The organism is Streptomyces sp. NBC_00341, from assembly GCF_041435055.1.
Taxonomy (GTDB): Bacteria; Actinomycetota; Actinomycetes; order Streptomycetales; family Streptomycetaceae; genus Streptomyces.
Genome location: NZ_CP108002.1, coordinates 7,636,347 through 7,658,393 on the forward strand (window position 1 = coordinate 7,636,347; position 22,047 = coordinate 7,658,393).

Sequence of the window (22,047 nt, forward strand, 5' to 3'; positions counted from 1 at the left end):
GACCACATGCGCCGCCGGGCGGGCGAGCCCTGCCCAGAACCCCCTTTGTCCTGACCAAGGAAAAAGTTCAACAAGACCGCTGCACAAGGGCTTTCCGTCCCGGACGAACAGGTCTACCGTCCAGAACGTGTACACGACATGACTCTCGTCACCGGAGCCGCACAGGCCCCGACTGACCTGCGCGGCAGTCCCCGCGCGGAACGGCACGGCAGCACCCGCACCCGCCCGTACAACCGGCACTCTCCGGAGGACACTCGTGCACAGAACCCGAAGCCGGACCAGGTCCAGGCTCCGCGTCCGTAAATCCCTCGCCCTCTTCACCGGCGCCCTGCTCGCCGCCGCCACTCTCAGCCTGGGCGCCGGCACGGCTGTCGCCCACGAGGAGCCCGCTCCGGCCCCGGCCGCAGAGGACTTCCAGCAGGTCACCCTCGCCAAGGGGGTCGCCGAGACCGGCGAGCCCATGACGCTGGCGGTGCTCCCGGACCGCAGCGTCCTGCACACCGCTCGCGGCGGCGAACTGTGGCTCACCGACAACGGCGGCGACACCACGCTCGCCGGCACCATCCCCGTCTACTCGCACGACGAGGAAGGCCTCCAAGGCGTCGGGGTCGACCCGGACTTCAGTAAGAACCGGGCGATCTACCTCTACTACGCGCCCCCGCTGGACACCCCGGCCGGTGACGCCCCCGAGAACGGCACCGCCGCCGAGTTCGCCAAGTTCGACGGAGTCAACCGGCTCTCGCGCTTCGTCCTCAAGGAGGACGGCACGCTGGACATGGCCAGCGAGAAGAAGGTCCTCGACATCCCGACCTCGCGCGGCATGTGCTGCCACGTCGGCGGCGACATCGACTTCGACGCGCAGGGCAACCTGTACATGTCGACCGGCGACGACTCCAACCCGTTCGCCTCCGACGGCTACGCCCCGATCGACGAGCGGCCGGACCGCAACCCCGCGTTCGACGCCCGCCGCTCCGCCGGGAACACCAACGACCTGCGCGGCAAGATCATCCGCATCAAGGTCGCGGAGGACGGCACGTACACCGTCCCCGACGGGAACCTTTTCGCGCCGGGCACGGACAAGACCCGCCCCGAGATCTACGCGATGGGCTTCCGCAACCCCTTCCGCTTCACCGTCGACAAGACCACCGGCATCCTGTACGTCGGCGACTACGGTCCCGACGCCGGTGCGGCCGACCCGAAGCGCGGACCCGCCGGACAGGTTGAGTTCGCCCGCGTCACCAAGCCCGGCAACTTCGGATGGCCGTACTGCACGGGCGACAACGACCCGTTCATCGACTACGACTTCGCGACGAAGACCTCCGGTGAGGCGTTCGACTGCGCCGCCCCCAAGAACACCTCCCGGTACAACACCGGTCTGGTGGACCTGCCTCCGGCCCAGCCCGCCTGGATCCCGTACGACAACGGATCCGTGCCCGAGTTCGGCACCGGCTCGGAGTCCCCGATGGGCGGTCCCGTCTACCACTACGACGCCGACCTCGACTCGCCCGTGAAGTTCCCCGAGGAGTACGACGGCGACTTCTTCGCCGGCGAGTTCGGCCGGAAGTGGATCAAGCGCATCGAGCAGGACGCCGACGGCAAGGTGGAGTCCATCAACGACGTGCCGTGGTCCGGCACCCAGATCATGGACATGGCCTTCGGGCCCGACGGCGCGCTGTACGTCCTGGACTACGGCACCGGCTACTTCGGCGGCGACGAGAACTCCGCTCTCTACCGCATCGAGAACGCCACCGACGGACGCTCACCGATCGCCGAGGCGACCGCGAACAAGACCTCCGGCACCGCACCGCTCAAGGTCGCCTTCTCCTCCGCCGGCACCACCGACGGTGACGGGGACGCGCTGACCTACAGCTGGGACTTCGGTGACGGCGGCACATCGACCGCGGCCAACCCCACGTACACGTACAAGAAGAACGGCACCTACACCGCGACCGTCACCGCCACGGACCCCACCGGGCGCACCGGATCGGCCAACGTCCATGTGACGGTCGGCAACACCGCTCCGCTCGTGAAGCTGGAACTGCCCGGTGACGGGCAGCTGTTCTCCTTCGGCGACGAGATCCCCTTCAAGGTGACCGTCACCGATCCCGAGGACGGCACGATCGACTGCTCCAAGATCGAGGTCCGCTTCATCCTCGGCCACGACGCCCACGGCCACCCGATCACCTCCGCGCACGGCTGCGAGGGCACCATCAAGACCGAGATGGACGGCGGGCACGACCCGAACGCCAACATCTTCGGAGTCATCGACGCCTCGTACACGGACGGCGGAGGCGGCGGCCAGGCGGCCCTGTCCGGTCACGACCAGTCCGAGCTGCAGCCGCGCCACCGCCAGGCCGAGCACTTCAGCGACTCGTCGGGCATCAAGACCTACGACAAGGCGAACGCCGAGGGCGGCAAGACCGTCGGCGACATCGAGAACGGCGACTGGATCTCCTTCAAGCCGTACCTGCTCGGTGACTCCACCAAGCTCACCGCCCGGATCGCCTCCGGCGGAGCGGGCGGCTTCCTCGAAGTCCGCACCGGCTCGGCCGACGGGAAGATCCTCGGCTCCGCACCCGTACCGGTCACCGGTGGCTGGGAGGTCTTCCAGGACATCGACGTCCCCCTGCGCGGCGTCCCGAAGAAGTCGACCGAACTCTTCCTGGTCTTCAAGGGAGGCGACGGCGCGCTCTACGACCTCGACGACTTCGAGCTCTCCAACACCCCGCCCGACAAGACCGCCAAGCGCGTCCTGGTCTTCTCCAAGACCGCCGGCTTCCGCCACGACGCGATCCCCGAGGGCATCGCCGCACTGAAGGAGCTCGGCAAGGACAGCAACATCACGGTCGACGCGACGGAGGAGGCCGGCCAGTTCACCACCTCCAACCTGGCCCGCTACGACGCCGTGGTCTTCATGTCGACCACGGGTGACGTCCTCAACGCCGACCAGCAGAAGGCGTTCGAGAACTTCGTGACCACCGGCGGCGGTTACGTCGGCGTGCACGCCGCAGCCGACACCGAGTACGAGTGGCCGTTCTACGGCGGACTCGTCGGCGCGTACTTCGACAGCCACCCCGCCATCCAGCCCGTCACCGTCCGGGTCGAGGACCACAAGAACCCGGCGACCGCACACCTGGGCGACACCTGGGAGCGCACCGACGAGCTGTACAACTACCGCACCAACCCGCGCGGCAAGGTCAAGGTCCTCGCCACCCTCGACGAGACGACCTACACCGGCGGCAACATGAAGGGCGACCACCCGATCACCTGGTGCCAGAGCTACCAGGGCGGCCGCTCCTTCTACACCGGCCTCGGCCACACCAAGGAGTCGTACGCGGACCCGGACTTCCGCAAGGTCCTCTCCGGCGGGCTGCGCTACGCGGCCGGCCAGGTGAAGGCCGACTGCAAGCCCGACACCGGCTACCGCTCGATCTTCAACGGCAGCACGCTCGAAGGCTGGAAGCAGGCGGGCCCCGGCAAGTTCAACGTCGTCGACGGCGAGCTGCGCTCCGAAGGCGGCATGGGCCTGCTCACCTACCAGGCCAAGGAGCTGAAGTCGTACTCGCTGAAGCTCGACTGGAAGCTGGCGGGCGATGACAACTCCGGCGTCTTCGTCGGCTTCCCGGAGTCGGACGACCCGTGGTCCGCGGTGGACAACGGCTACGAGGTCCAGATCGACGCCACCGACGCCCCCGACCGCACCACCGGGTCCGTCTACACCTTCAAGTCGGCCAACATCAAGGCCCGCGACCAGGTCCTGAGGCCGCCCGGCCAGTGGAACAGCTACGAGATCAAGGTCCAGGGTGAACGGCTCCAGATCTTCCTCAACGGAGTGAAGATCAACGACTTCACCAACACCGACCCGGCCCGCAGCCTCAAGGACGGCTACATCGGCCTCCAGAACCACGGGGCCGACGACCAGGTGTCCTTCCGCAACATCCAGCTGAAGGAACTGCCCTCCGCGTAGGGACACGTCCGGACGGCGGGCGGGCACCACACCCGCCCGCCGTCCGAACCCCCCCCGGGCCCCGCCGTCCGCGGCCCCGGGCCCCCGCCGTCCGCAGCCCTTCCCCTCAGGCACCGCGCCACCAGCTCTGCACCGCCAGGACCCCCAGCCAGGGAGGCAGCCCGTGTCAGCACCCGCCGTTCGTACCGGAGTCTGGTTCATCGGAGCACGCGGCTCCGTCGCCACCACCGCCACGGCGGGGTGCGCGGCGCTCGCGGCAGGCCTCCACCCGGCCGCCGGCATGGTCACCGAGACCGAGCCGTTCGCCGGGAGCGGCCTGCCACCCGTGGGCTCGCTCGTCTTCGGCGGGCACGACACCCTGGACTGCCCGCTCCCCAAACGGGCCGAAGTACTCGCCGCCGGGGGAGTGCTGCCGCACGGCCTCCCCTCCGCGGTCAGCTCAGAACTCGCAGCGGCCGACGCGGAGATCCGCCCCGGCGGACCGCTCCCCGGCGACACCCGGACGGATGACGAACTCGTCACCGCGTTCGCCGCCGACCTCACAGAGTTCACCCGCCGCAACGGCCTGGCCAGGACCGTCGTCGTCAACGTCGCCTCCACGGAGCCGGCCCCTGAGCCCGGCGCGCCGCGGCTGCCCGCCAGCTCCCTCTACGCCGCGGCGGCCCTGCGCGCCGGCTGTCCGTACGTCAACTTCACCCCCTCCACCGGACTGCGCACCCCCGCCCTCCAGGCCGCCGTCGCGGCCTCGGCCCTTCCTCACGCGGGCCGCGACGGCAAGACCGGCCAGACCCTGCTGCGCTCCGTGCTCGCCCCGATGTTCGTGCAGCGGGCCCTGCCGGTACGGGCCTGGTCCGGCACCAACCTGCTCGGCGGCGGCGACGGGGCGGCACTGGCCGACCCGGCGGCGGCCGCCGCGAAGAACGCCGGCAAGGAACGCGTCCTGGCCGACACGCTCGGCGCCGCCCCCGAGGGCGAGGTCCACATCGACGACGTGCCGGCGCTCGGGGACTGGAAGACGGCCTGGGACCACATCGCGTTCGACGGGTTCCTCGGCGCCCGCATGGTGCTCCAGACCACCTGGCAGGGCTGCGACTCGGCGCTCGCCGCGCCCCTGGTGCTGGACCTGGCACGGCTGCTGGCCCGCGCCCACGAGGTGGGCCTCACCGGCCCGCGCCCCGAACTCGGCTTCTACTTCAAGGACCCGGACGGCGGTCCCGCCGCACTGTCCGCCCAGTACCTGGCGCTGCTCTCCTTCGCGGAGCGGCTGCGGGGCGAGAAGTGACGGCACGCGCCTGGGCGGAGCTGCTCAGGGTCTCCGCGCTCTTCACCGTGCCGGGCGACGCGCTCGCGGGCGCGGCAGCGGTCGGGCGCCGACCCAACCGCTCCACCGCCCTCGCCGTCGGCGCCTCGCTCTGCCTGTACGAGGCGGGCATGGCCCTCAACGACTGGGCCGACCGCGAGGAGGACGCCGTGGACCGCCCGCACCGCCCGATCCCCTCCGGCCGGATCACGCCCCGTGCGGCGCTCACCGCGGCCGGTGCGCTGACCGCGGCGGGCCTGGCCCTCGCCGCACGGGCGGGCCGCCCGGCCCTGACGGTGGCCACCGGCCTCGCGGCCATGGTCTGGGCGTACGACCTGCGGCTGAAGCACACGCCGGCCGGCCCGGCGGCGATGGCGGCGGCCCGCGGCCTGGACCTGCTCCTGGGCGCGACGGCGACCGCGACGCCGACCGCGACAGCCCGAGCGACGACGACGAAGGCCCCCGCGCCACCGGCCCGTGCCGCCGTACCCGCCGCGCTCCCCGCCGCCGCCCTGCTCACGGCGCACACCTACGCGGTCACCGCCGTCTCGCGCCACGAGGCACAGGGCGGCTCCACCACGGCGCCCCTCGCTGCCCTCACGGCGGTCGCCGCGCTCGGCGGTGCGGTGGTACGGGACCGGCCGGCGGAGACGAAGCGCGCGTCGGCCCCCGCCCGGCTGCTGGTCACCGCGCTCACCGGCGCCTACCTCCGCACCGCGGGCCGTCCGCTCGCGCACGCCGCGCTGAACCCGTCGCCACCGCTCACCCAGCGCGCCGTCGGCGGCGGCATCCGGGCGATGATCCCGCTCCAGGCCGCCCTCGCCGCCCGCGCCGGAGCCTCCGGCACCGCGCTCGCCGTCATGGGCCTCGTCCCCCTCGCCCGCAGCCTCGCCCGGAAGGTGAGCCCCACATGACGATCCGCCTCGGCTACGGCACCAACGGCCTCACCGACCTCCGCCTGGACGACGCCCTCGGCCTCCTCTCGGACCTCGGCTACGACGGGGTCGGCCTCACCCTCGACCACATGCACCTCGATCCGATGGGCCCGGACCTCCTCGTCCGCACCCGCCGGGTCGCCGCACGGCTCCAGGAGCTGGGGCTCGGCGTCACCGTGGAGACCGGGGCCCGCTACGTCCTGGACCCGCGCCACAAGCACGGCCCCTCCCTGCTCGACCCGGACCCCGAAGCCAGGGCGGCCAGAACCGGGCTGCTCGTACGGGCCGTCGACGTCGCCGCCGAACTGGGCGCCCACGCCGTGCACTGCTTCAGCGGGGTCATGCCCCTGGGCACCGATGCCGGAACCGGCTGGGACCGGCTGACCGGCGCCCTCGCACCGGTCATCGAGGCGGCCGGACGAGCGGGGGTGCCGCTGGCCATCGAGCCCGAACCCGGACACCTCCTCAGCCACCTCTCCGACTTCCACCACCTGCGCGCCCTGTGCGGAGACCCGGAACCACTGGGACTCACCCTCGACATCGGCCACTGCCAGTGCCTGGAGACCGAGGCGCCCGTCGACTGCGTACGCGAGGTGGCCCCCTGGCTGCGACACGTCCAGATCGAGGACATGTGCCGGGGTATCCACGAACACCTTCCCTTCGGTGACGGCGAGATCGACTTCCCGCCCGTGCTCGCCGCCCTCGATGCCCTGGGCGACAACGGATACCAGGGGCTCACCGTCGTCGAACTGCCCCGGCACTCCCACGCCGGGCCCGAACTCGCCCAGTCCTCCATCGAGTTCCTGCGCAAGCACGGACCCTCGGCCCACAACGCGCGGAAGGGAGCCGCACCATGCCGATGACCTCGCCGGACGCCCCGCTGCTGAGCCGCGGGGAACTCGACGCACAACTCGGCGGCGGCGCCCGCGCCTGGCTCGACGAAGCCCTCGCCGAGGCCGCCCACGCCGCCGCCCACCCGGACGCCGGACCCTCCGCCAACGCCTACGCCGTCCCCCCGTGGGAACTCCGCTTCGCCGCCGCCGGCCGGCATTGCGGACTCGAACGCGCCGACTCCGTACGCTCCCTGCTGCTCACCGAGTCCCGCGCCGGACTCGACGCCGTGACCCGGCTCTACGAACAGGGCACCGCCGCCGAACGGCGCGCCGTGCTGCTCACCCTGCCCGCACTCGACCTCGGCGCCACCGCCGTGGCCCTCGTCGAGGACGCCCTGCGCGCCAACGACACCACGCTGATCGCCGCCGCCGTCGGCCCGTACGCCGGCGAGCACCTCGACGCGCACAACTGGCGCCACGCCGTCCTCAAATGCCTCTTCACGGGCGTCCCCGTCGACGCCGTCGACCAGCTGGCCCGGCGCGCCCGCGGCGACGCGGAACTCGCCCGGATGCTGGGCGACTACGCGGCCGAGCGCATCGCGGCCGGCCGCCCCGTACCCGCCGACCTGCACCGCGTACTCGCCTTCACGGCCCCCGGCCCCGAAGCCCCCGGTCCCGCCGCCCCCATGGCCTCAACGGCCCCATCGGAGGAGTCCTGATGCGCATCTTCGACCCCCACATCCACATGACGTCCCGCACCACGGACGACTATCAGGCGATGTACGACGCCGGGGTCCGGGCGCTCGTCGAACCCTCCTTCTGGCTCGGCCAGCCCCGCACCTCACCGAGCAGCTTCTTCGACTACTTCGACGCGCTGCTCGGCTGGGAGCCGTTCCGCGCCGCCCAGTACGGCATCGCCCACCACTGCACGCTCGCCCTCAACCCCAAAGAGGCCAACGACCCGCGCTGCACCCCCGTCCTGGACGCCCTGCCGCGCTACCTCGTCAAGGACTCCGTCGTCGCCGTCGGCGAGATCGGCTACGACTCGATGACCCCGGCGGAGGACACCGCGCTGGCCGCCCAGCTCCAGCTGGCCGCAGACCACGGGCTGCCCGCACTCGTCCACACCCCGCACCGCGACAAGCTCGCCGGCCTGCGCCGCACCATCGACGTCGTACGCGAATCCCACCTCGCCCCGGAACTGGTGGTGCTCGACCACCTCAACGAGACGACGGTGAAGGACGCCCTGGACAGCGGCTGCTGGGCCGGCTTCTCCATCTACCCCGACACCAAGATGGACGAGGACCGCATGGTCGCCGTCCTCAAGCTGCACGGCACCGACAGGATCCTGGTCAACTCCGCCGCCGACTGGGGCAAGAGCGATCCCCTGAAGACCCGCGGCGTGGCCGACGCGATGCTGGCCGCCGGCTTCACCGAGGACGACGTCGACCAGGTGCTGTGGCGCAACCCCGTCGCCTTCTACGGCCAGAGCGGCCGCCTCCACCTGGACACCGCCGCCCCCGAACCGCTCCACGAGGGCAACTCCATCCTCCGCGGCGGGGAGTGAGGCCATGCGCTTCCGCCACCCCGACGGCTCCGTCGTCCACCTCGCGTACTGCACCAACGTCCACCCCGCGGAGAACCTCGAAGGCGTCCGCGCCCAACTGCGCGACCACTGCGAACCGGTACGCAAACGGCTCGGCCGCGACCGCCTCGGCATCGGCCTCTGGCTCGCCAGGGACGCCGCCCGCACCCTGATCAACGACCCCGCCCAACTGCGCTCCCTGCGCGCCGAACTCGACCACAGAGGACTCGAAGTCGTCACGCTCAACGGCTTCCCGTACGAGGGATTCGGCGCCGAAGAGGTCAAGTACCGGGTGTACAAGCCGGACTGGACGGACCCCGAACGGCTCGCACACACCACCGACCTCGCCCGGCTCCTCGCCACACTCCTCCCCGACGACGTCACCGACGGCACCATCTCCACCCTGCCCCTCGCCTGGCGCACCCCGTACACCGGCGACCCGGAGGCGGCCCGCACCGCACTGGCCGCGCTCACCACACTCGGGGAACGCCTCGACGCGCTGGCCGAACTCACGGGGAAGTCCATCCGGATCGGCCTCGAACCCGAACCCGGCTGCACCGTCGAGACCACCGCCGACGCCATCGCCCCTCTCACCGCCATCGGCCATCCGCGCATCGGCATCTGCGTCGACACGTGCCACCTCGCCACCTCCTTCGAGGACCCGGACGCCGCACTCGACGCGCTCACCGCCGCGGGCATCCCCGCCGTCAAGGCACAGCTCTCCGCAGCCCTGCACGCCGAACACCCCCACCTCCCCGAGGTACGCACCGCGCTCGCCGCCTTCGCCGAACCCCGCTTCCTCCACCAGACCCGCGTCGCCACCGCCGCCGGGCTGCGCGGCACCGACGACCTCGACGAGGCGGTCAGCGGCGAGACCCTGCCCGACAGCGCCCCCTGGCGCGCCCACTTCCACGTCCCCCTGCACGCGCCGCCCGCACCACCGCTCACCTCCACCCTCCCCGTGCTCCGGTCCACGCTGACCCGACTGGTCGGCGGGGCACAGCCGCTCACCCGGCACCTGGAGGTGGAGACGTACACCTGGCAGGCGCTCCCGGTGGAGCTGCGCCCCAGAAGCCGTGCCCAGCTCGCGGACGGCATCGCCGCCGAACTCACCCTCGCCCGCGACCTGCTGGTCGACCTCGGCCTCAAGGAGCTGCCATGACCACCGACGGCTCACCCACGCCCCTCCTCGTCCTCGACGTCGTCGGGCTCACCCCCCGCCTCCTCGAACACATGCCGAACCTCAAGGCCCTCGGCGGGACCGGCGCCCACGCCCCGCTCGGCACCGTGCTCCCCGCCGTGACGTGCGCCGCCCAGTCCACCTTCCTCACCGGCACCACCCCCGCAGAGCACGGCATCGTCGCCAACGGCTGGTACTTCCGCGAGCTCGGGGACGTCCTCCTGTGGCGTCAGCACAACGGGCTCGTCGCGGGCGACAAGCTCTGGGACGCGGCCCGCCGCGCCCACCCCGGCTACACCGTCGCCAACATCTGCTGGTGGTACGCGATGGGCGCCGACACCGACTACACCGTCACCCCGAGGCCCGTCTACTACGCCGACGGCCGCAAGGAGCCCGACTGCTACACCCGGCCGCCGGCCCTCCACGACGAACTGACCGAGAAGCTCGGCACCTTCCCCCTCTTCCACTTCTGGGGGCCGGGCGCCGACCTCGTCTCCTCGCAGTGGATCATCGACGCCACCCGGCACATCATCGACACCCGCCACCCCGACCTCGCCCTCTGCTACCTCCCGCACCTCGACTACGACCTCCAGCGCTACGGCCCCGACGACCCGCGCGCCTTCAAGGCCGCGGCAGAGCTCGACCGGGCCGTCGCCCCGCTCCTGGAGGACGCCCGCCGCGAGGGCCGCACCGTCGTCGCCCTCTCCGAGTACGGGATCACCCGGGTGGAGCGGCCCGTCGACATCAACCGCGCCCTGCGCCGCGCGGGACTCCTGGAGGTCCACACCCAGGACGGCATGGAGTACCTGGACCCGATGACCTCCCGGGCCTTCGCCGTCGCCGACCACCAGATCGCGCACATCTACGTACGCCGTCCCGAGGACCTCGAAGCGACCCGCGAAGCGCTCGCCGGGCTCCCGGGCATCGAGCAACTCCTCGACGACGAGGGCAAGAAGGCCCACGGGCTCGACCATCCGCGCTCCGGCGAACTGGTCGCCGTCGCGGACCCGGACGCCTGGTTCACGTACTACTACTGGCTCGACGACGCCCGCGCTCCCGACTTCGCCCAGCTCGTCGAGATCCACCGCAAACCCGGCTACGACCCCGTCGAACTCTTCCTGGACCCCCAGGACCCGTACGTCCGGGTCAAGGCGGCCACGGCCGTCGCCCGCAAGAAGCTCGGCATGCGCTACCGCATGGCGGTCGTCCCCCTGGACCCGTCACCCATCCGGGGCAGCCACGGCCGCCTCCCCCTGAGCGACGAAGAAGGGCCGCTCATCCTCTGCTCCACCCCCCACGCGTTCAGCGGCCCGGTCCGGGCCACCGAAGTGAAGTCCCTGCTCCTCACGCTTGCCGGCCTCGCATGAGATCGGTCCGTGCACAGCAGCCCTGCGCGCTTCTTCCAGAAAGAGAGAGACCGTGACCGAGTACAACGACGAATCCGGAACCGACAACGCCCTGCGCCGCACCCTCGGTGTCGACCGCCGCCGCTTCCTCAGCACGTGTACCGCCGCCGCGGCGACGGCGATCGCCGCGCCCGTGATCGGCGCATCGCCGGCCTTCGCCCAGTCCTCCCACCGGGGCCACGGCCACGACCACGGTCACGACCACGGGCACGGCCACGGCCAGGATCTGGTTCCGGCGTCGAAGCGGGGAATCATCCTGTACACCGTGCGCGACGCCACGGCCCGGGACCCGCTCAGCACCAGCCTTCCCTCGGGCTTCCGCGCGGTCTTCAAGGAGCTGGCCCGCTACGGCTACAAGCAGGTCGAGTTCGCGGGGTACGGCCAGCACGCCAACGCGCCCGGCGGCAGCAACCTCGAAACGGTGGAGGGCGCGAAGCTGCTGCGCTCGTGGCTGGACGACTACGGTCTGCGCGCCCAGGGCAACCACGGCTTCATCCCGGGGTCCTGGCCGCTGAGCCAGAGCGACCAGGACGAGTTCAAGCGGCATCTCGAAATAACGAACATCCTCGGCATGGACCACATGGGCACCGGTGGCGACCCCACCGGCAGCAACTACCGCGCCGACTGGGACGTGGCCGCCGACAAGTGGAACGCACTGGGGAAGATCGCTCATCGCGCGGGCATCAAGCTGTACACCCACAACCACGACGCGGCCTATGGCTTCCTGCTCGACAGCGGTCCGCTGGACGATCAGGGGCGGCCCACCCGCAGCTCCGGCGTCCGCAAGCTCGAATACTTCCTCAAGGTCACCGATCCGAAGACCGTATGGCTTGAGATGGACATCTTCTGGGCGCATGTCGCCCAGTACAAGTTCCACACCTACACCACCCGTGACGGATCGCAGCGGGAGAACATCTTCGACCCCGCGGCACTGGTCAGCCGCTACAACAAGCGCTACCCGCTCTTCCACGCCAAGGACGGCGTGGTCAGCACGACCAACGGAGACGGCTACGAGATGGTCCCCTTCGGCACCGGGGTCATCGACTACCGGACGTTCTTCCGCCGCGTGGGGGAGACGAACTACCGCAACCCGATGATCGAGCAGGACACCGCGCCCAGCTCGACCGACCTCGCGCAGTCCCTGAAGCAGGCGCGGATCAGCTACCAGGGCATGGCAGCGTTGCGCAAGTAGCACCACCTGCGGGGTCCGCCCCGTCGCTCCTCTTACCCGGGCCTCTCCGCACACCGTGCGGGGAGGCCCGAGTACGTGTCGGGAAGGTGCCGCCTCCAGCGCCCGTCCTGCCGTCGAAAGCCTCTGGCCCTGCCCCATGGAGCCACCGGACTCTGCCCTTTGGGACGTAGCCCCGGGCGTGTTCCGGAAATAGGCTGACCGGGCCGCGCCAACGGGCTGTTTCCGCGTACTGGCCTGTGAGAAGGGGAGCCCATGGGATTCAGGAGGGACAGGGACCGGACCGGTCGCGCCGAGACGGAGCGCCCATCGGTTCATCCGTCGGCGCAGCGGGGCGACCAGCGTCTGCCCGGGCTGATGTCCCTGCAGAGGGGCATAGGCAACAGAGCCGTGGTGGAGACGCTCCGGCGCTCCGGGCACGCGGAGGCGCAGGAGCGGGAGAGCGACGGGGGGACCCCGGAGGCGCTGCCGTCGGCGGTGCAGCGATCCACCGTCCACAAGGTGCTGAACTCCGGTGGGCGGCCGCTGGACGATTCGACCCGCACCAGCATGGAGGCCCGGCTGGGCGCCGACCTCTCCGACGTCCGCGTGCACGACGACAGCGCGGCCAGGGCTTCCGCCACCGAGCTGGGAGCACGTGCCTACACCTCCGGCAGCCATGTGGTGATCGGTTCCGGAGGCGCCGACCGGCTGACCCTGGCCCATGAGCTGACCCATGTCCTCCAGCAGCGCAGCGGGCCCGTCGCGGGCACCGACAACGGTGCGGGCCTGAGCGTCTCCGACCCGTCCGACCGGTTCGAGCGGGAAGCCGAGAGCAACGCGCGGCGCGTCATGGCCGGGCCGGCCCCCGACCTGGCCACCGAGGGCGGGGAGACCGCCGGCCACCCGCAGCCCGCGCACGCCGTGCAGCGGCTGCCGGCCGGCGCGGGCGACCGTACGACGGCCTCCCCGGTGGTCCAGCGTGTGGCCGGGGGACTGACACTCGGGGCCAACACCAGCGAGGTCTCGCGGGCCTCCGATCCGGCGTTCGAAAAGGAAGCGGAAGCGTTCGAGCGCAAGCTCGCGGCCAAGGCGTCCTCGCACGAGGCAGCCAACGGGGCCCTGGCCGACATGGCGGCGAAGGCCAAGACGTACATCCGGAGCGGAGTGGGTGGCGCGTGGAACCATGCGGACCAGCGGCTGGCCGAGGTCTTCAAGATCGTCGGTCAGGAAGGTGTCGGTAAGTCGGGCTTCGTCGGCACAGCGGTCTCCGACGTGATGGCAGTCTTCGACGATGGAACCCTCAGCGAGCGCTACACCCACATCGTGCGCTTCTTCACCGAGGTGCTGGCCAGGGATCTCGCCGGCACCGAGAAGCGGGAGGAAATCGACGAGCAGATGAGGCAGGCCCAGTTCAACGTGCCGCTGCTCCAGGAGCGACGCCGGGCGATGGAGCAGGCCGACCTCACTCCGGACAAGGTCGAAACCCGTGACATCGCACCGGTTCCGAAGGGCTCGGCGGTGGAACACCAGACAGGAGCGCGAGTCCGGCGGGACGAGGTGATGAAGAAAATCGACCCGGACGTGGATACCGAGGACATCGGGCTCGGCGGCCACACGGTCGCGCAGACGGGTCTGGAGTTCAGCGACCGGCAGAACGCGATGCACACGAAGGAAGACCCGGCGTGGGACAAGGAGCAGGACGCTCTGAAGTGGGTGGCCGGTGCGAGGGTCTGGATGATCAACGAGGAGCACAGCTGGGTGGAGGCGCGGCGCAAGCTGAGCCTGCCGCTCGGCGGCGGGCCGTCGGGTACGACCAACACGATGATGAGCGCCGCCAAGTTGCTCGGCGCGGACAACTACGGTGCCAGGCTCGCTTCCATCGGGTTCCTCATCGGGGCCAGCCACCACACCCTGGTCGAGATCATGGCCGCGGCCGAGCCGTTCGGCTGCGAGTACGATCCGACGCAGGGGATCTACCGGAACATCAGGCCTCTCACACAGGAGGAGTTGCGATCCTGCGGCGAGGGCGGCAAGTTCCCCGGTGAGACGGCGTCCGCCGGGACAGGGAGCGTGGCATGACGAAGTGGTGCAGTCCCTTTCCCGAGCTCGTGGGCGCGCGCTTCTGGCTGCCGACGGAGCCGTTCGAGTTCGGCTGGGCCGCACTCGTGGGCTGCAACGCCCTTCGCTGCACGAGCTGCGGTGAGCCGGTGCACTCGGAAGTGCTGCCGGACGGCGAGCACCGGCGTTATGCCTGCGGGTGCCACCGGCGGGACACCGTCTGGAGCCACCGGATCGGGGCCGAATCCGATGATCTGTATCCGGCGTTCACGCAATGGGTGTGCGCCGGGCACCCCGACTTCGACCTCCCGGCCGTACTGGACGGGGTGGAGCTGGGGAACGCCACCGATTGGGACGCGTTGGTCGTCGAGGCGGTCCTCCGTCCGCCGTTCGAGCCGCCCGGCGTGGAGCTGAACGCCCTGTGGATCACCCGGCTCCACCGCCTTCTCGGGGCGGAACGGCCGCTGCTGGGCCGGGCGGTCGCCGGCCTGCTGGACGCCGAGGACCCGCGCCTGGTGCGGGCGGCCTACGACTTCTTCACCACCGAGAGGAAGGCCGTCGGAGCCGAACACGTGACGGCATCGGTGGCCGGGCGCCGGGAATGGCTGAGTGCGACGCCGGACCCGCGCCGGCCCTCGTCCTCGCTGCTCCGCAGTGCGGCCCTCCTTCTGCACCAGCGGCTGCTGGTCGTCGACGACACCGGCGCCCCTGTCGACGGTCCGGCTCTCGGACTGGCCGAGGAACTCGCGCTCGCCGGTCTGGGGCCCGGCGACAGCCCCCTGACGTTCCGCGACTACGACCCGGACTGGCTCTGGGCCCAGGGCGGCGCGCTGATCCGCGCGAACGAGAAGTGGGTCGACACGCTCGTCTACACCTCGGCGTGGGCCCCCGCCGCGCTCAGGGGAAAGCTGCTGGCGGACATGGCAGAGGTCGCCCCGGCGGCGGTCCGCGCGGCTGTCGTGCAGCACTTCGAGCAGCCTGAGCGCGACACGCTGCTGTCGGCCATCGAGCGGTAGCCCGGTCCGGGGCGCCCCGTTCCCGCGTCCCGTACGGGGCGGGCTCACCCGATCCCCTGCCGGTCGGGAAGCAGCGCGAACTCCCGCTCGGCCGCGCCCCGCACCGTCCGTTCCACCGCCTGAGTCAGCAGCGCCCGGTGCCGGACCAGCGGCTGCCGCCGGCCGGGCGGCGCCAGCAGCAGGAGATCGTCGATCCCGGCCAGCAGCCGCCGGGTGACCTGCGGACTGTCCGCGGCGCACCGCCGGACCTCCTCGAACCCGAGATCCACCAGGTCCGCCCACCCCGGCACGTCCTGCACCAGCCGCACGGCCCCCTTGCGGTCCCGGTGGTGGACGGCGCCGAGGGGCAGGTCCACGACGGCCGCGAGGAACTGCACGATTCGGTCGAGGCACTGCACGGCGGTGGTCGGATCGTTCACCGCCGTGGACAGGGCCCGCAGCGCGATGTCCGACAACTGGCGCAGCCCGAACGCCAGGTCCTGGTGCAGCGTGCGCTCGACCCCGACGGACACCGTGTACCGCAGCGCACGCCGGGGCGGCGCGGCTCCGCCGTGCACCGCCAGCACCGGCGTCCCCGGCACGACGAAGTCCCCGAGCCGCGGGATCAGCCGCAGAACGACGCCCTGGTGCCGCGCGGCCCGCACCAGCCGGGCCACGTTCACGTCCCGCAGCACCCCGGCCCGCCCCTCGTGCACGAGCTGCCCGCTCTCGGCACCGAGCGGTCCCTCCTGCGGCCGCCCGGCCGGCATCCGCCCCAGTACCCGGAACGAGTCCCGGGTGATGCGGTCGACGACGGGGCCCACCTGCATCAGGCGCAGGGTGGAGCTCACATAGGCGATGAAGAGCAGCAGGCTGAGCCCGACGAGCGCGGCGGTCAGCACGCTCTGCACGAACGGTACGGACGTGACCAGGTGCGGATCCGTCTCGCTCTCGTACGAGCTCAGGACCAGCAGCGAGAAGACGAACGTCGCCAGGAACACCGACAGCGTGAGCTTGCTGATCCGGCTCCGTACGAAGATCCGCACCACCCGGGGCGTGAGCTGTCCGCTCGCCATCTGCACGGCCACCAGCGAGATGCTGAAGACCACACCGATGAAGGTCATCATCGCCGAGCTGACCGTGACGACGATCTGCTTGGTGTCCTCCGCGACCGCGAGCAGGTCCTTGATCTCGTCGTACGCCCGCTCGTCCTTGAGATAGCCGATGAGCTGCTCGTCGAGCGCGGAGGCGGCGAACCAGAGCACGATGGCGCAGACCAGCGTCAGGGTCGGAGCGAACCAGAAGGTCTCGCGCAGGTGCTCACGCAGCGGTGACAGGGCACGGGGTGGCCGATAGCCGCGATCACTCATGCCGGCGAACGTAACCCGCCCCGCCCGCCCCCTCGTGGACCCCGCCGCCGACCCTCCGGGCGCACCGTGCGTACGGGGCCGGCGACGGAACGTGCGCGAGGGTGCGGCTGCGTCGCCCCGAGCGTCCGCCCGATCGGCCCGCACCCCGCTGACCACTGAATATGCAGGTGAGGCGGACCCCAAACCCCTGGTATTGTTTTCTTTGTCGCCACGGGAGACCGCGGCTGACCACCCAGTCCGGGTGGCGGAATGGCAGACGCGCTAGCTTGAGGTGCTAGTGCCCTTTATCGGGCGTGGGGGTTCAAGTCCCCCCTCGGACACCAGGGGTAGTTCACACAAATACCCTGCTTGGCCTCATAGAACTCCCAGTTCGGACTCGTCCGGGCTGGGGGTTCTTTTTGCGTTCGGGATCTTGTTCGGCAGGGGTGAGCTGACGGGTCGGCGACGTAGGCGATCGCCTGGTGGCCGTCGGCCGACGGGGAGGTGGTGGCGTTCGGCGTTGGGCCATGCAGGTGATCCACAGACATGGCTGCCCCGCGCCGGGATCGCACGGCCCATCATCGTCGAGTGTCGCCCGCCACACCGCGCGCGGCGACCACCCGAACCCGACGGAGGCTGTCGATGACAACGACGACGTACACGGAAGTCGAACACGACGTGGACGAGGACGTGTCGGACGTCTACCCCGAAGACCGCGCGTGGGTGAACGAGTGCGTCCAGCGCATCCGGGGCGAGTTCGCGCCACTGGGAACCTCGCTGCGTGAGATCCCGCTTCCACCGAAGCTCGCCGGGCTGCGGCTGTACCTCAAGCGAGAGTCCGAGCAACCCTCCGGCAGCCACAAGCACCGCCTCGCCGCCGCGCTGCTCACCCACGCCCTCGCGAGTGGACGACTGACCCCCGGACGCCCCGTGATCGAGGCGTCCAGCGGCTCTACGGCCATCTCCGAGGCGTGGTACTGCGAGCGGCTCGGCATCGACTTCCACGCCGTGGTACCCAGTGGCACCGCCCCGGAGAAGCTGGCCCTGATCACGCAGTACGGCGGACAGGTGCATCCGGTCGACGGCGACATCGTCGAGGAGGCGAAGAAGCTCACGACCGCACTCGACGGCCATTTCATGGATCAGTTCACCTACGCCGAGCGCGCCTACGACTGGCGGGGCGAGGAGGGCCTCGCACCGGAGCTGATCCGGGCGGTCCCCGACCTGGCCTGGTTCGTCATGGGCGCCGGCACAGGCGGCACGGCCACTTCGGTCGCCCGCTACGGCCGCTACACCGGGCGGACCCTGCGCGTGTGCGTCACCGACCCTGACCACTCCGCGTTCTTCCGCGGCTGGCGGGACAAGAACCCCGCGGCGACCGACAAGGGTTCGCACATCGAGGGCATCGGCCGGCCGCGGGTCGAACCCTCGTTCCTGCCCCCGCTGGTCAACCGCATGATCCAGGTCCACGACGGCGCGTCCGTCGCGGCCATGAGGTTCGCTGCCGCCGCGAACTGGGACATCGTCGCCGGACCCTCGACCGGAACGGGCCTGTTCGGCGCGATGCGGGTCCTCCTGGGCATGCACGCGGCGGGACAGACCGGGGCGGTCGCCACCGTGATGTGCGACTCCGGCGACCGGTACGTGAACGAGTACTACAACGACGCCTGGCTGGCCGACAAGCAGATCGACCACAAACCCTGGATGCCCACCGTCGAACGCTTCTTCACCACCGGCGACTGGACACCGCCCGCCGCCTACGAGCCCACCCCCAAGCCCGCCACCACCATGTGGAACATGTGAGCCGTCCCGTTCGTCCCGGCCGCCGGCCGGTCCGACACGGACGGCCACCGAGAGCGCCGCATCGGCGCCGCATTCGGCATGCGCACACCGGTCAAGGGCGCCGAAGACACGTCGCCCGCGCTCTGCCCGGTGTCGAAGCCATCGAGGAGAACAGCCGGGTCTCCCTCGACAGCGCGTCGCCGGACGAAGGCAAGGGAGCCGTTGCCGCCCGGAAGCCGGGGCCGGTTCGTGACGTGGCGCCCGCCAGTTGGGGATTGGACCGCATCGACCAGCGCAGCCTCCCCCTTGACGACCACTTCACCGTGACCGGCACCGGCCGCGGGGTGACCGCGTACATCCTGGACACCGGGATCGAGACCGGGCACACCGAGTTCGAAGGGCGCGCCACCGTGGGGTTCGACGCCGTCGGGGACGGGCGCGGGGGGCAGGACTGTCACTTCCATGGCACCCATGTCGCGGGAACCGTCGGCGGGAAGACCTACGGTGTCGCCAGGGACGTTTCCCTCGTCGCCGTGCGTGTACTGGACTGCACCGGCGACGGGACCACGGCCCAGACCCTCGCCGGCCTCGACTGGATCGCCGCCCACGCCCATCATCCGGCCGTGCTGAACGCGTCCGTCGGTGACCCCACGTCTCCCGTGCTCGACGCCGCCACCAACGCCGTCGCCGACGCCGGGGTCCTGCCCGTTGTCTCGGCCGGCAACGACGCCAAGGACGCCTGCACGGCCTCTCCCGCCCGCGCGGAGAAGGCCCTGACCGTCGGCGCCACCGACCGCCAGGACCATCAGGCCGGCTTCAGCAACTACGGGCCGTGCCTGTCGCTGTACGCGCCCGGCGTCAACATCGTCTCCGCCCGGCTCGGCGGCGGCTCCCGCGCACTCAGCGGCACCTCCATGGCCAGCCCACACGTCGCCGGCGCCGCCGCTCTCCTCCTGGAGCAGGATCCCGGGGCCACCCCCCAGGACATCACCCGCCGCCTCACCGACGCCGCCACCACCGGAGCCGTCGTCTCACCCGGTACGGGCTCCCCCGACCGCCTCTTGTACATCGACGCGTCCTGAACGCTCAAGGCCACCGCGTGGTGAGCACAACGGCTGGAAGGCGCCGTGTGACTCCTCCGAGGGGCGGGCAGTGATGACATCGGTCCCCCGGGAGGCATCAGTGGATTCTCTGCCCATGCGCGTGCACCCCCTCGGGGCGGCCGAGACCGCCGAGGCGGAACTGATCGACATGGTGCGTGCTCACTACGACAACGAACCGCTGATGCGCCTCGCGGGGGAGATCCACTTCGACACCGACCTGAGCCGGGCGGATGTCGCAGCCGCAGTCCAGGTCTACGGCCGACCGCTGCCCCAGGTCGTCTACCTTCCCTGCTGTGGCACCCTGCGCCATGCGCCGGCGATCCTGAAGCAGGGCGCCGGGCAGGTGGTCGCGGTGGACCTGTCACTGCCGAGCCTGCTCGCCGGGCTGGCCCGCAACGTCCCGGCCGAGGTCCGCCAACACCTCTCGGTGCACCATGGCGACATCCGCGACGCTACCCCGGTGCTTCCCCGGGGCGGGGTGGAGCTGGCGTTTCTCGGGGGGAACAGCCTGGGCGACATCACCGCCCCTGCCGGCCACCAGGCCTTCGTGGCAGCGCTGGCCGGGGCCCTGGCCCCGGGCGGGGTGCTGGTCTTCGACTACGTCGCTGATCGTTACCTGCCGCCCGGCGGGCAGGAGACGACCGAGTGGTCACAGATGTGGCACGGCCCGGACGGTGACATCGAGGTGATCGACCGCCGCACCCGCCGGGTTGCGCCGCTGGACGGGAGCGGCATGGCAGTGCTGCACGTGGACTGCGAGATCCTCCAGGCCGCGACCGGCCGGACGGTGGTCGCCGCTCACTCCTACCGCAAGCTGATCGTTCCCGACGCGCTGCTGATCCGCCAGTTCGCCGCCGCGGGGCTGCACCTGGAGAACGTCGGCCCGGTCGCCGACTGGTCGCCCTACTACCGTGAGCGCATCGACCGCATCGATGATCTGGGCATGCTCGGCGAGCCATGCTGCTGGTACCGGGCAGAGCGCTGTGCCGGCCCGAGGTCCTAACCTGCGCAGGAGGATCTCAAACCAGGTCATAGATGCAGGCAGGCGAGTTGTGTCAACAACCCACCAGCTCAGACCCCTGTTGATCAGGGGTCTTTTGCTTTTCCCGGCACCTGTACGACCACCGGGCTCCCGTCCCGCTGCCGCCCGCGCGTGAACGCGGACCGTGCGGTTACCCCACCCCATGACACCTCGCACCCTCGCGTCACGATCCGGTCTCGGAGGGCGGGTGGGGGCTTGTTTTCGGTCATGTAATCGATTCCAATCATCCGTGTAATCGATTCCACGGCCCTGGGTCGCTGGTTTCGAGGCGTACGGAAACCACAAGGAGGTGGTCCCGGAAATGGCGAGCATCAAGGATGTCGCGGCCCAGGCAGGAGTCTCTGTCGCCACGGTCTCGCGCGTCCTCAACAGCCATCCCTCCGTCAGCCCGGACGCGCGCGGACGCGTCCTCGCCGCCGTCGAAGCCCTCGGCTACCGGCCCAACACACTGGCCCGCTCGCTGCGCACCGATCAGACCCGCACGCTCGGACTGGTCATCAGCGACGTGCTCAACCCGTACTTCACCGCCCTGGCCCGCTCCGTCGAGGAGGAGGCCCGCGCCCTCGGATACAGCGTGATCATCGGCAACGCCGACGAGCGGCCCGAGCAGCAGGACGAACACGTCCGCACCCTGCTGGACCGCCGGATCGACGGGCTCCTCGTCTCGCCGGCCGACGGCGACTCCCCCCTGCTGCACGACGTCGCACGCACCGGAACGCCGATGGTCTTCGTGGACCGCTGGATGCCGGGTGTGGACGTCCCCGTCGTACGCGCCGACGGACACCGGGCCATCCAGGACCTGGTCGCCCACCTGTACGCGCTCGGCCACCGCAGGCTCGCCATCATCGCCGGGCCCGCGGCCACCACCACCGGCGACGAGCGCGTCGAGGCCTTCCGGGCCGCGATGAGCGCGCACGGACTCGCGCTGCCGGACGCCTACATCGGCCAGGGCGACTTCCAGGCGGCCAGCGGCCGGCGCGCCACCGAGCACTTCCTCGCCCTTCCCGAGCCGCCCGAGATCGTGTTCGCGGCGGACAACCTGATGGCGCTCGGCGCCCTGGACGCCATCCGCGCCCAGGGCCTGCGGGTGCCCGAGGACATCGGGCTCGCCGCCTTCGACGACATCCCCTGGTTCGTCCACACCGGACCGCCGATCACCGCGATCGCCCAGCCGACCGGCGAACTCGGCCGCGCGGCCGTACGCGCCCTGGTCGACATCGTCGAGGGCAGGCCCCCGCAGTCCGTCACCCTGCACGCCCGTCTCGTCGTACGCGGCTCCTGCGGCGAGCGCACGCACGCGCCGGAACCGTCCGCCACCGAGCCGAGGAGCAACGCGTGAGC

General features: G+C 71.1%; 16 protein-coding genes and 1 tRNA gene. 16 read left to right on the top strand and 1 reads right to left on the bottom strand.

Translation table 11 applies throughout. From position 1 onward, the window contains the following. The first annotated feature begins 256 nt into the window (after positions 1-256). From OG892_RS34205 to OG892_RS34255, 11 genes are all read left to right on the top strand, one after another. Positions 257-3,967: a ThuA domain-containing protein gene (locus OG892_RS34205; RefSeq protein ID WP_371631108.1), complete on the top strand. Its 3,711-nt coding sequence runs from the start codon at positions 257-259 to the stop codon at positions 3,965-3,967. A gap of 163 nt (positions 3,968-4,130) precedes the next feature. Further along, complete coding sequence (locus OG892_RS34210) at positions 4,131-5,249, top strand: inositol-3-phosphate synthase (protein WP_328864693.1); 1,119 nt, start codon at positions 4,131-4,133, stop codon at positions 5,247-5,249. Beyond that, positions 5,246-6,181 carry an SCO3242 family prenyltransferase gene (locus OG892_RS34215; RefSeq protein WP_371631109.1) on the top strand — a complete coding sequence of 312 codons (936 nt, stop codon included), beginning with the start codon at positions 5,246-5,248 and terminating at the stop codon, positions 6,179-6,181. Before OG892_RS34210 ends, OG892_RS34215 begins: the two co-directional genes overlap by 4 nt. Continuing rightward, complete coding sequence (locus OG892_RS34220) at positions 6,178-7,065, top strand: sugar phosphate isomerase/epimerase (RefSeq protein ID WP_073734284.1); 888 nt, start codon at positions 6,178-6,180, stop codon at positions 7,063-7,065. The genes OG892_RS34215 and OG892_RS34220 overlap by 4 nt, the downstream gene beginning before the upstream one ends. After that, on the top strand, positions 7,056-7,754 hold the full coding sequence (locus OG892_RS34225) for an EboA domain-containing protein (RefSeq protein ID WP_371631110.1): 699 nt from the start codon (positions 7,056-7,058) through the stop codon (positions 7,752-7,754). Before OG892_RS34220 ends, OG892_RS34225 begins: the two co-directional genes overlap by 10 nt. Next, positions 7,754-8,602 (top strand): TatD family hydrolase, encoded by an 849-nt coding sequence (locus tag OG892_RS34230; RefSeq protein WP_327339949.1) that lies wholly within the window; start codon positions 7,754-7,756, stop codon positions 8,600-8,602. The genes OG892_RS34225 and OG892_RS34230 overlap by 1 nt, the downstream gene beginning before the upstream one ends. A 4-nt stretch (positions 8,603-8,606) precedes the next feature. Next, positions 8,607-9,782: a metabolite traffic protein EboE gene (eboE, locus tag OG892_RS34235; protein ID WP_371631111.1), complete on the top strand. Its 1,176-nt coding sequence runs from the start codon at positions 8,607-8,609 to the stop codon at positions 9,780-9,782. Then, on the top strand, positions 9,779-11,167 hold the full coding sequence (locus OG892_RS34240) for an alkaline phosphatase family protein (RefSeq protein WP_371631112.1): 1,389 nt from the start codon (positions 9,779-9,781) through the stop codon (positions 11,165-11,167). The genes eboE and OG892_RS34240 overlap by 4 nt, the downstream gene beginning before the upstream one ends. A 52-nt stretch (positions 11,168-11,219) precedes the next feature. Further along, positions 11,220-12,398 (top strand): sugar phosphate isomerase/epimerase, encoded by a 1,179-nt coding sequence (locus tag OG892_RS34245; protein WP_073734288.1) that lies wholly within the window; start codon positions 11,220-11,222, stop codon positions 12,396-12,398. A 354-nt stretch (positions 12,399-12,752) separates the two neighbouring features. Next, entirely contained in the window at positions 12,753-14,456 is a 1,704-nt protein-coding gene (locus OG892_RS34250; RefSeq protein ID WP_371631113.1) for a DUF4157 domain-containing protein, read from the top strand. Beyond that, entirely contained in the window at positions 14,453-15,451 is a 999-nt protein-coding gene (locus OG892_RS34255; RefSeq protein WP_371631114.1) for a hypothetical protein, read from the top strand. The genes OG892_RS34250 and OG892_RS34255 overlap by 4 nt, the downstream gene beginning before the upstream one ends. Before the next feature lie 44 nt (positions 15,452-15,495). Here OG892_RS34255 and OG892_RS34260 read toward each other — a convergent pair whose 3' ends face one another. Further along, entirely contained in the window at positions 15,496-16,800 is a 1,305-nt protein-coding gene (locus tag OG892_RS34260) for a DUF2254 domain-containing protein (RefSeq protein WP_073734291.1), read from the bottom strand. 235 nt (positions 16,801-17,035) lie between these two features. On the opposite strand from OG892_RS34260, the gene OG892_RS34265 reads away from it, so the two are divergent. From OG892_RS34265 to OG892_RS34285, 5 genes are all read left to right on the top strand, one after another. Next, positions 17,036-17,123, top strand: a tRNA-Leu gene (locus OG892_RS34265). A 298-nt stretch (positions 17,124-17,421) separates the two neighbouring features. After that, positions 17,422-18,582 carry a PLP-dependent cysteine synthase family protein gene (locus OG892_RS34270; RefSeq protein WP_371631115.1) on the top strand — a complete coding sequence of 387 codons (1,161 nt, stop codon included), beginning with the start codon at positions 17,422-17,424 and terminating at the stop codon, positions 18,580-18,582. Between the two features lie 254 nt (positions 18,583-18,836). After that, positions 18,837-19,643 (top strand): S8 family peptidase, encoded by an 807-nt coding sequence (locus tag OG892_RS34275; RefSeq protein WP_073734293.1) that lies wholly within the window; start codon positions 18,837-18,839, stop codon positions 19,641-19,643. Positions 19,644-19,758: 115 nt separating this feature from the next. Beyond that, positions 19,759-20,667, top strand: a complete 909-nt coding sequence (locus OG892_RS34280) for a class I SAM-dependent methyltransferase (protein ID WP_073734294.1) — start codon at positions 19,759-19,761, stop codon at positions 20,665-20,667. A gap of 340 nt (positions 20,668-21,007) precedes the next feature. After that, the gene (locus OG892_RS34285) at positions 21,008-22,045 is read left to right on the top strand and encodes a LacI family DNA-binding transcriptional regulator (RefSeq protein WP_073734295.1); all 1,038 of its coding nucleotides are present in this window, start codon (positions 21,008-21,010) and stop codon (positions 22,043-22,045) included. Positions 22,046-22,047 lie beyond the last annotated feature (2 nt).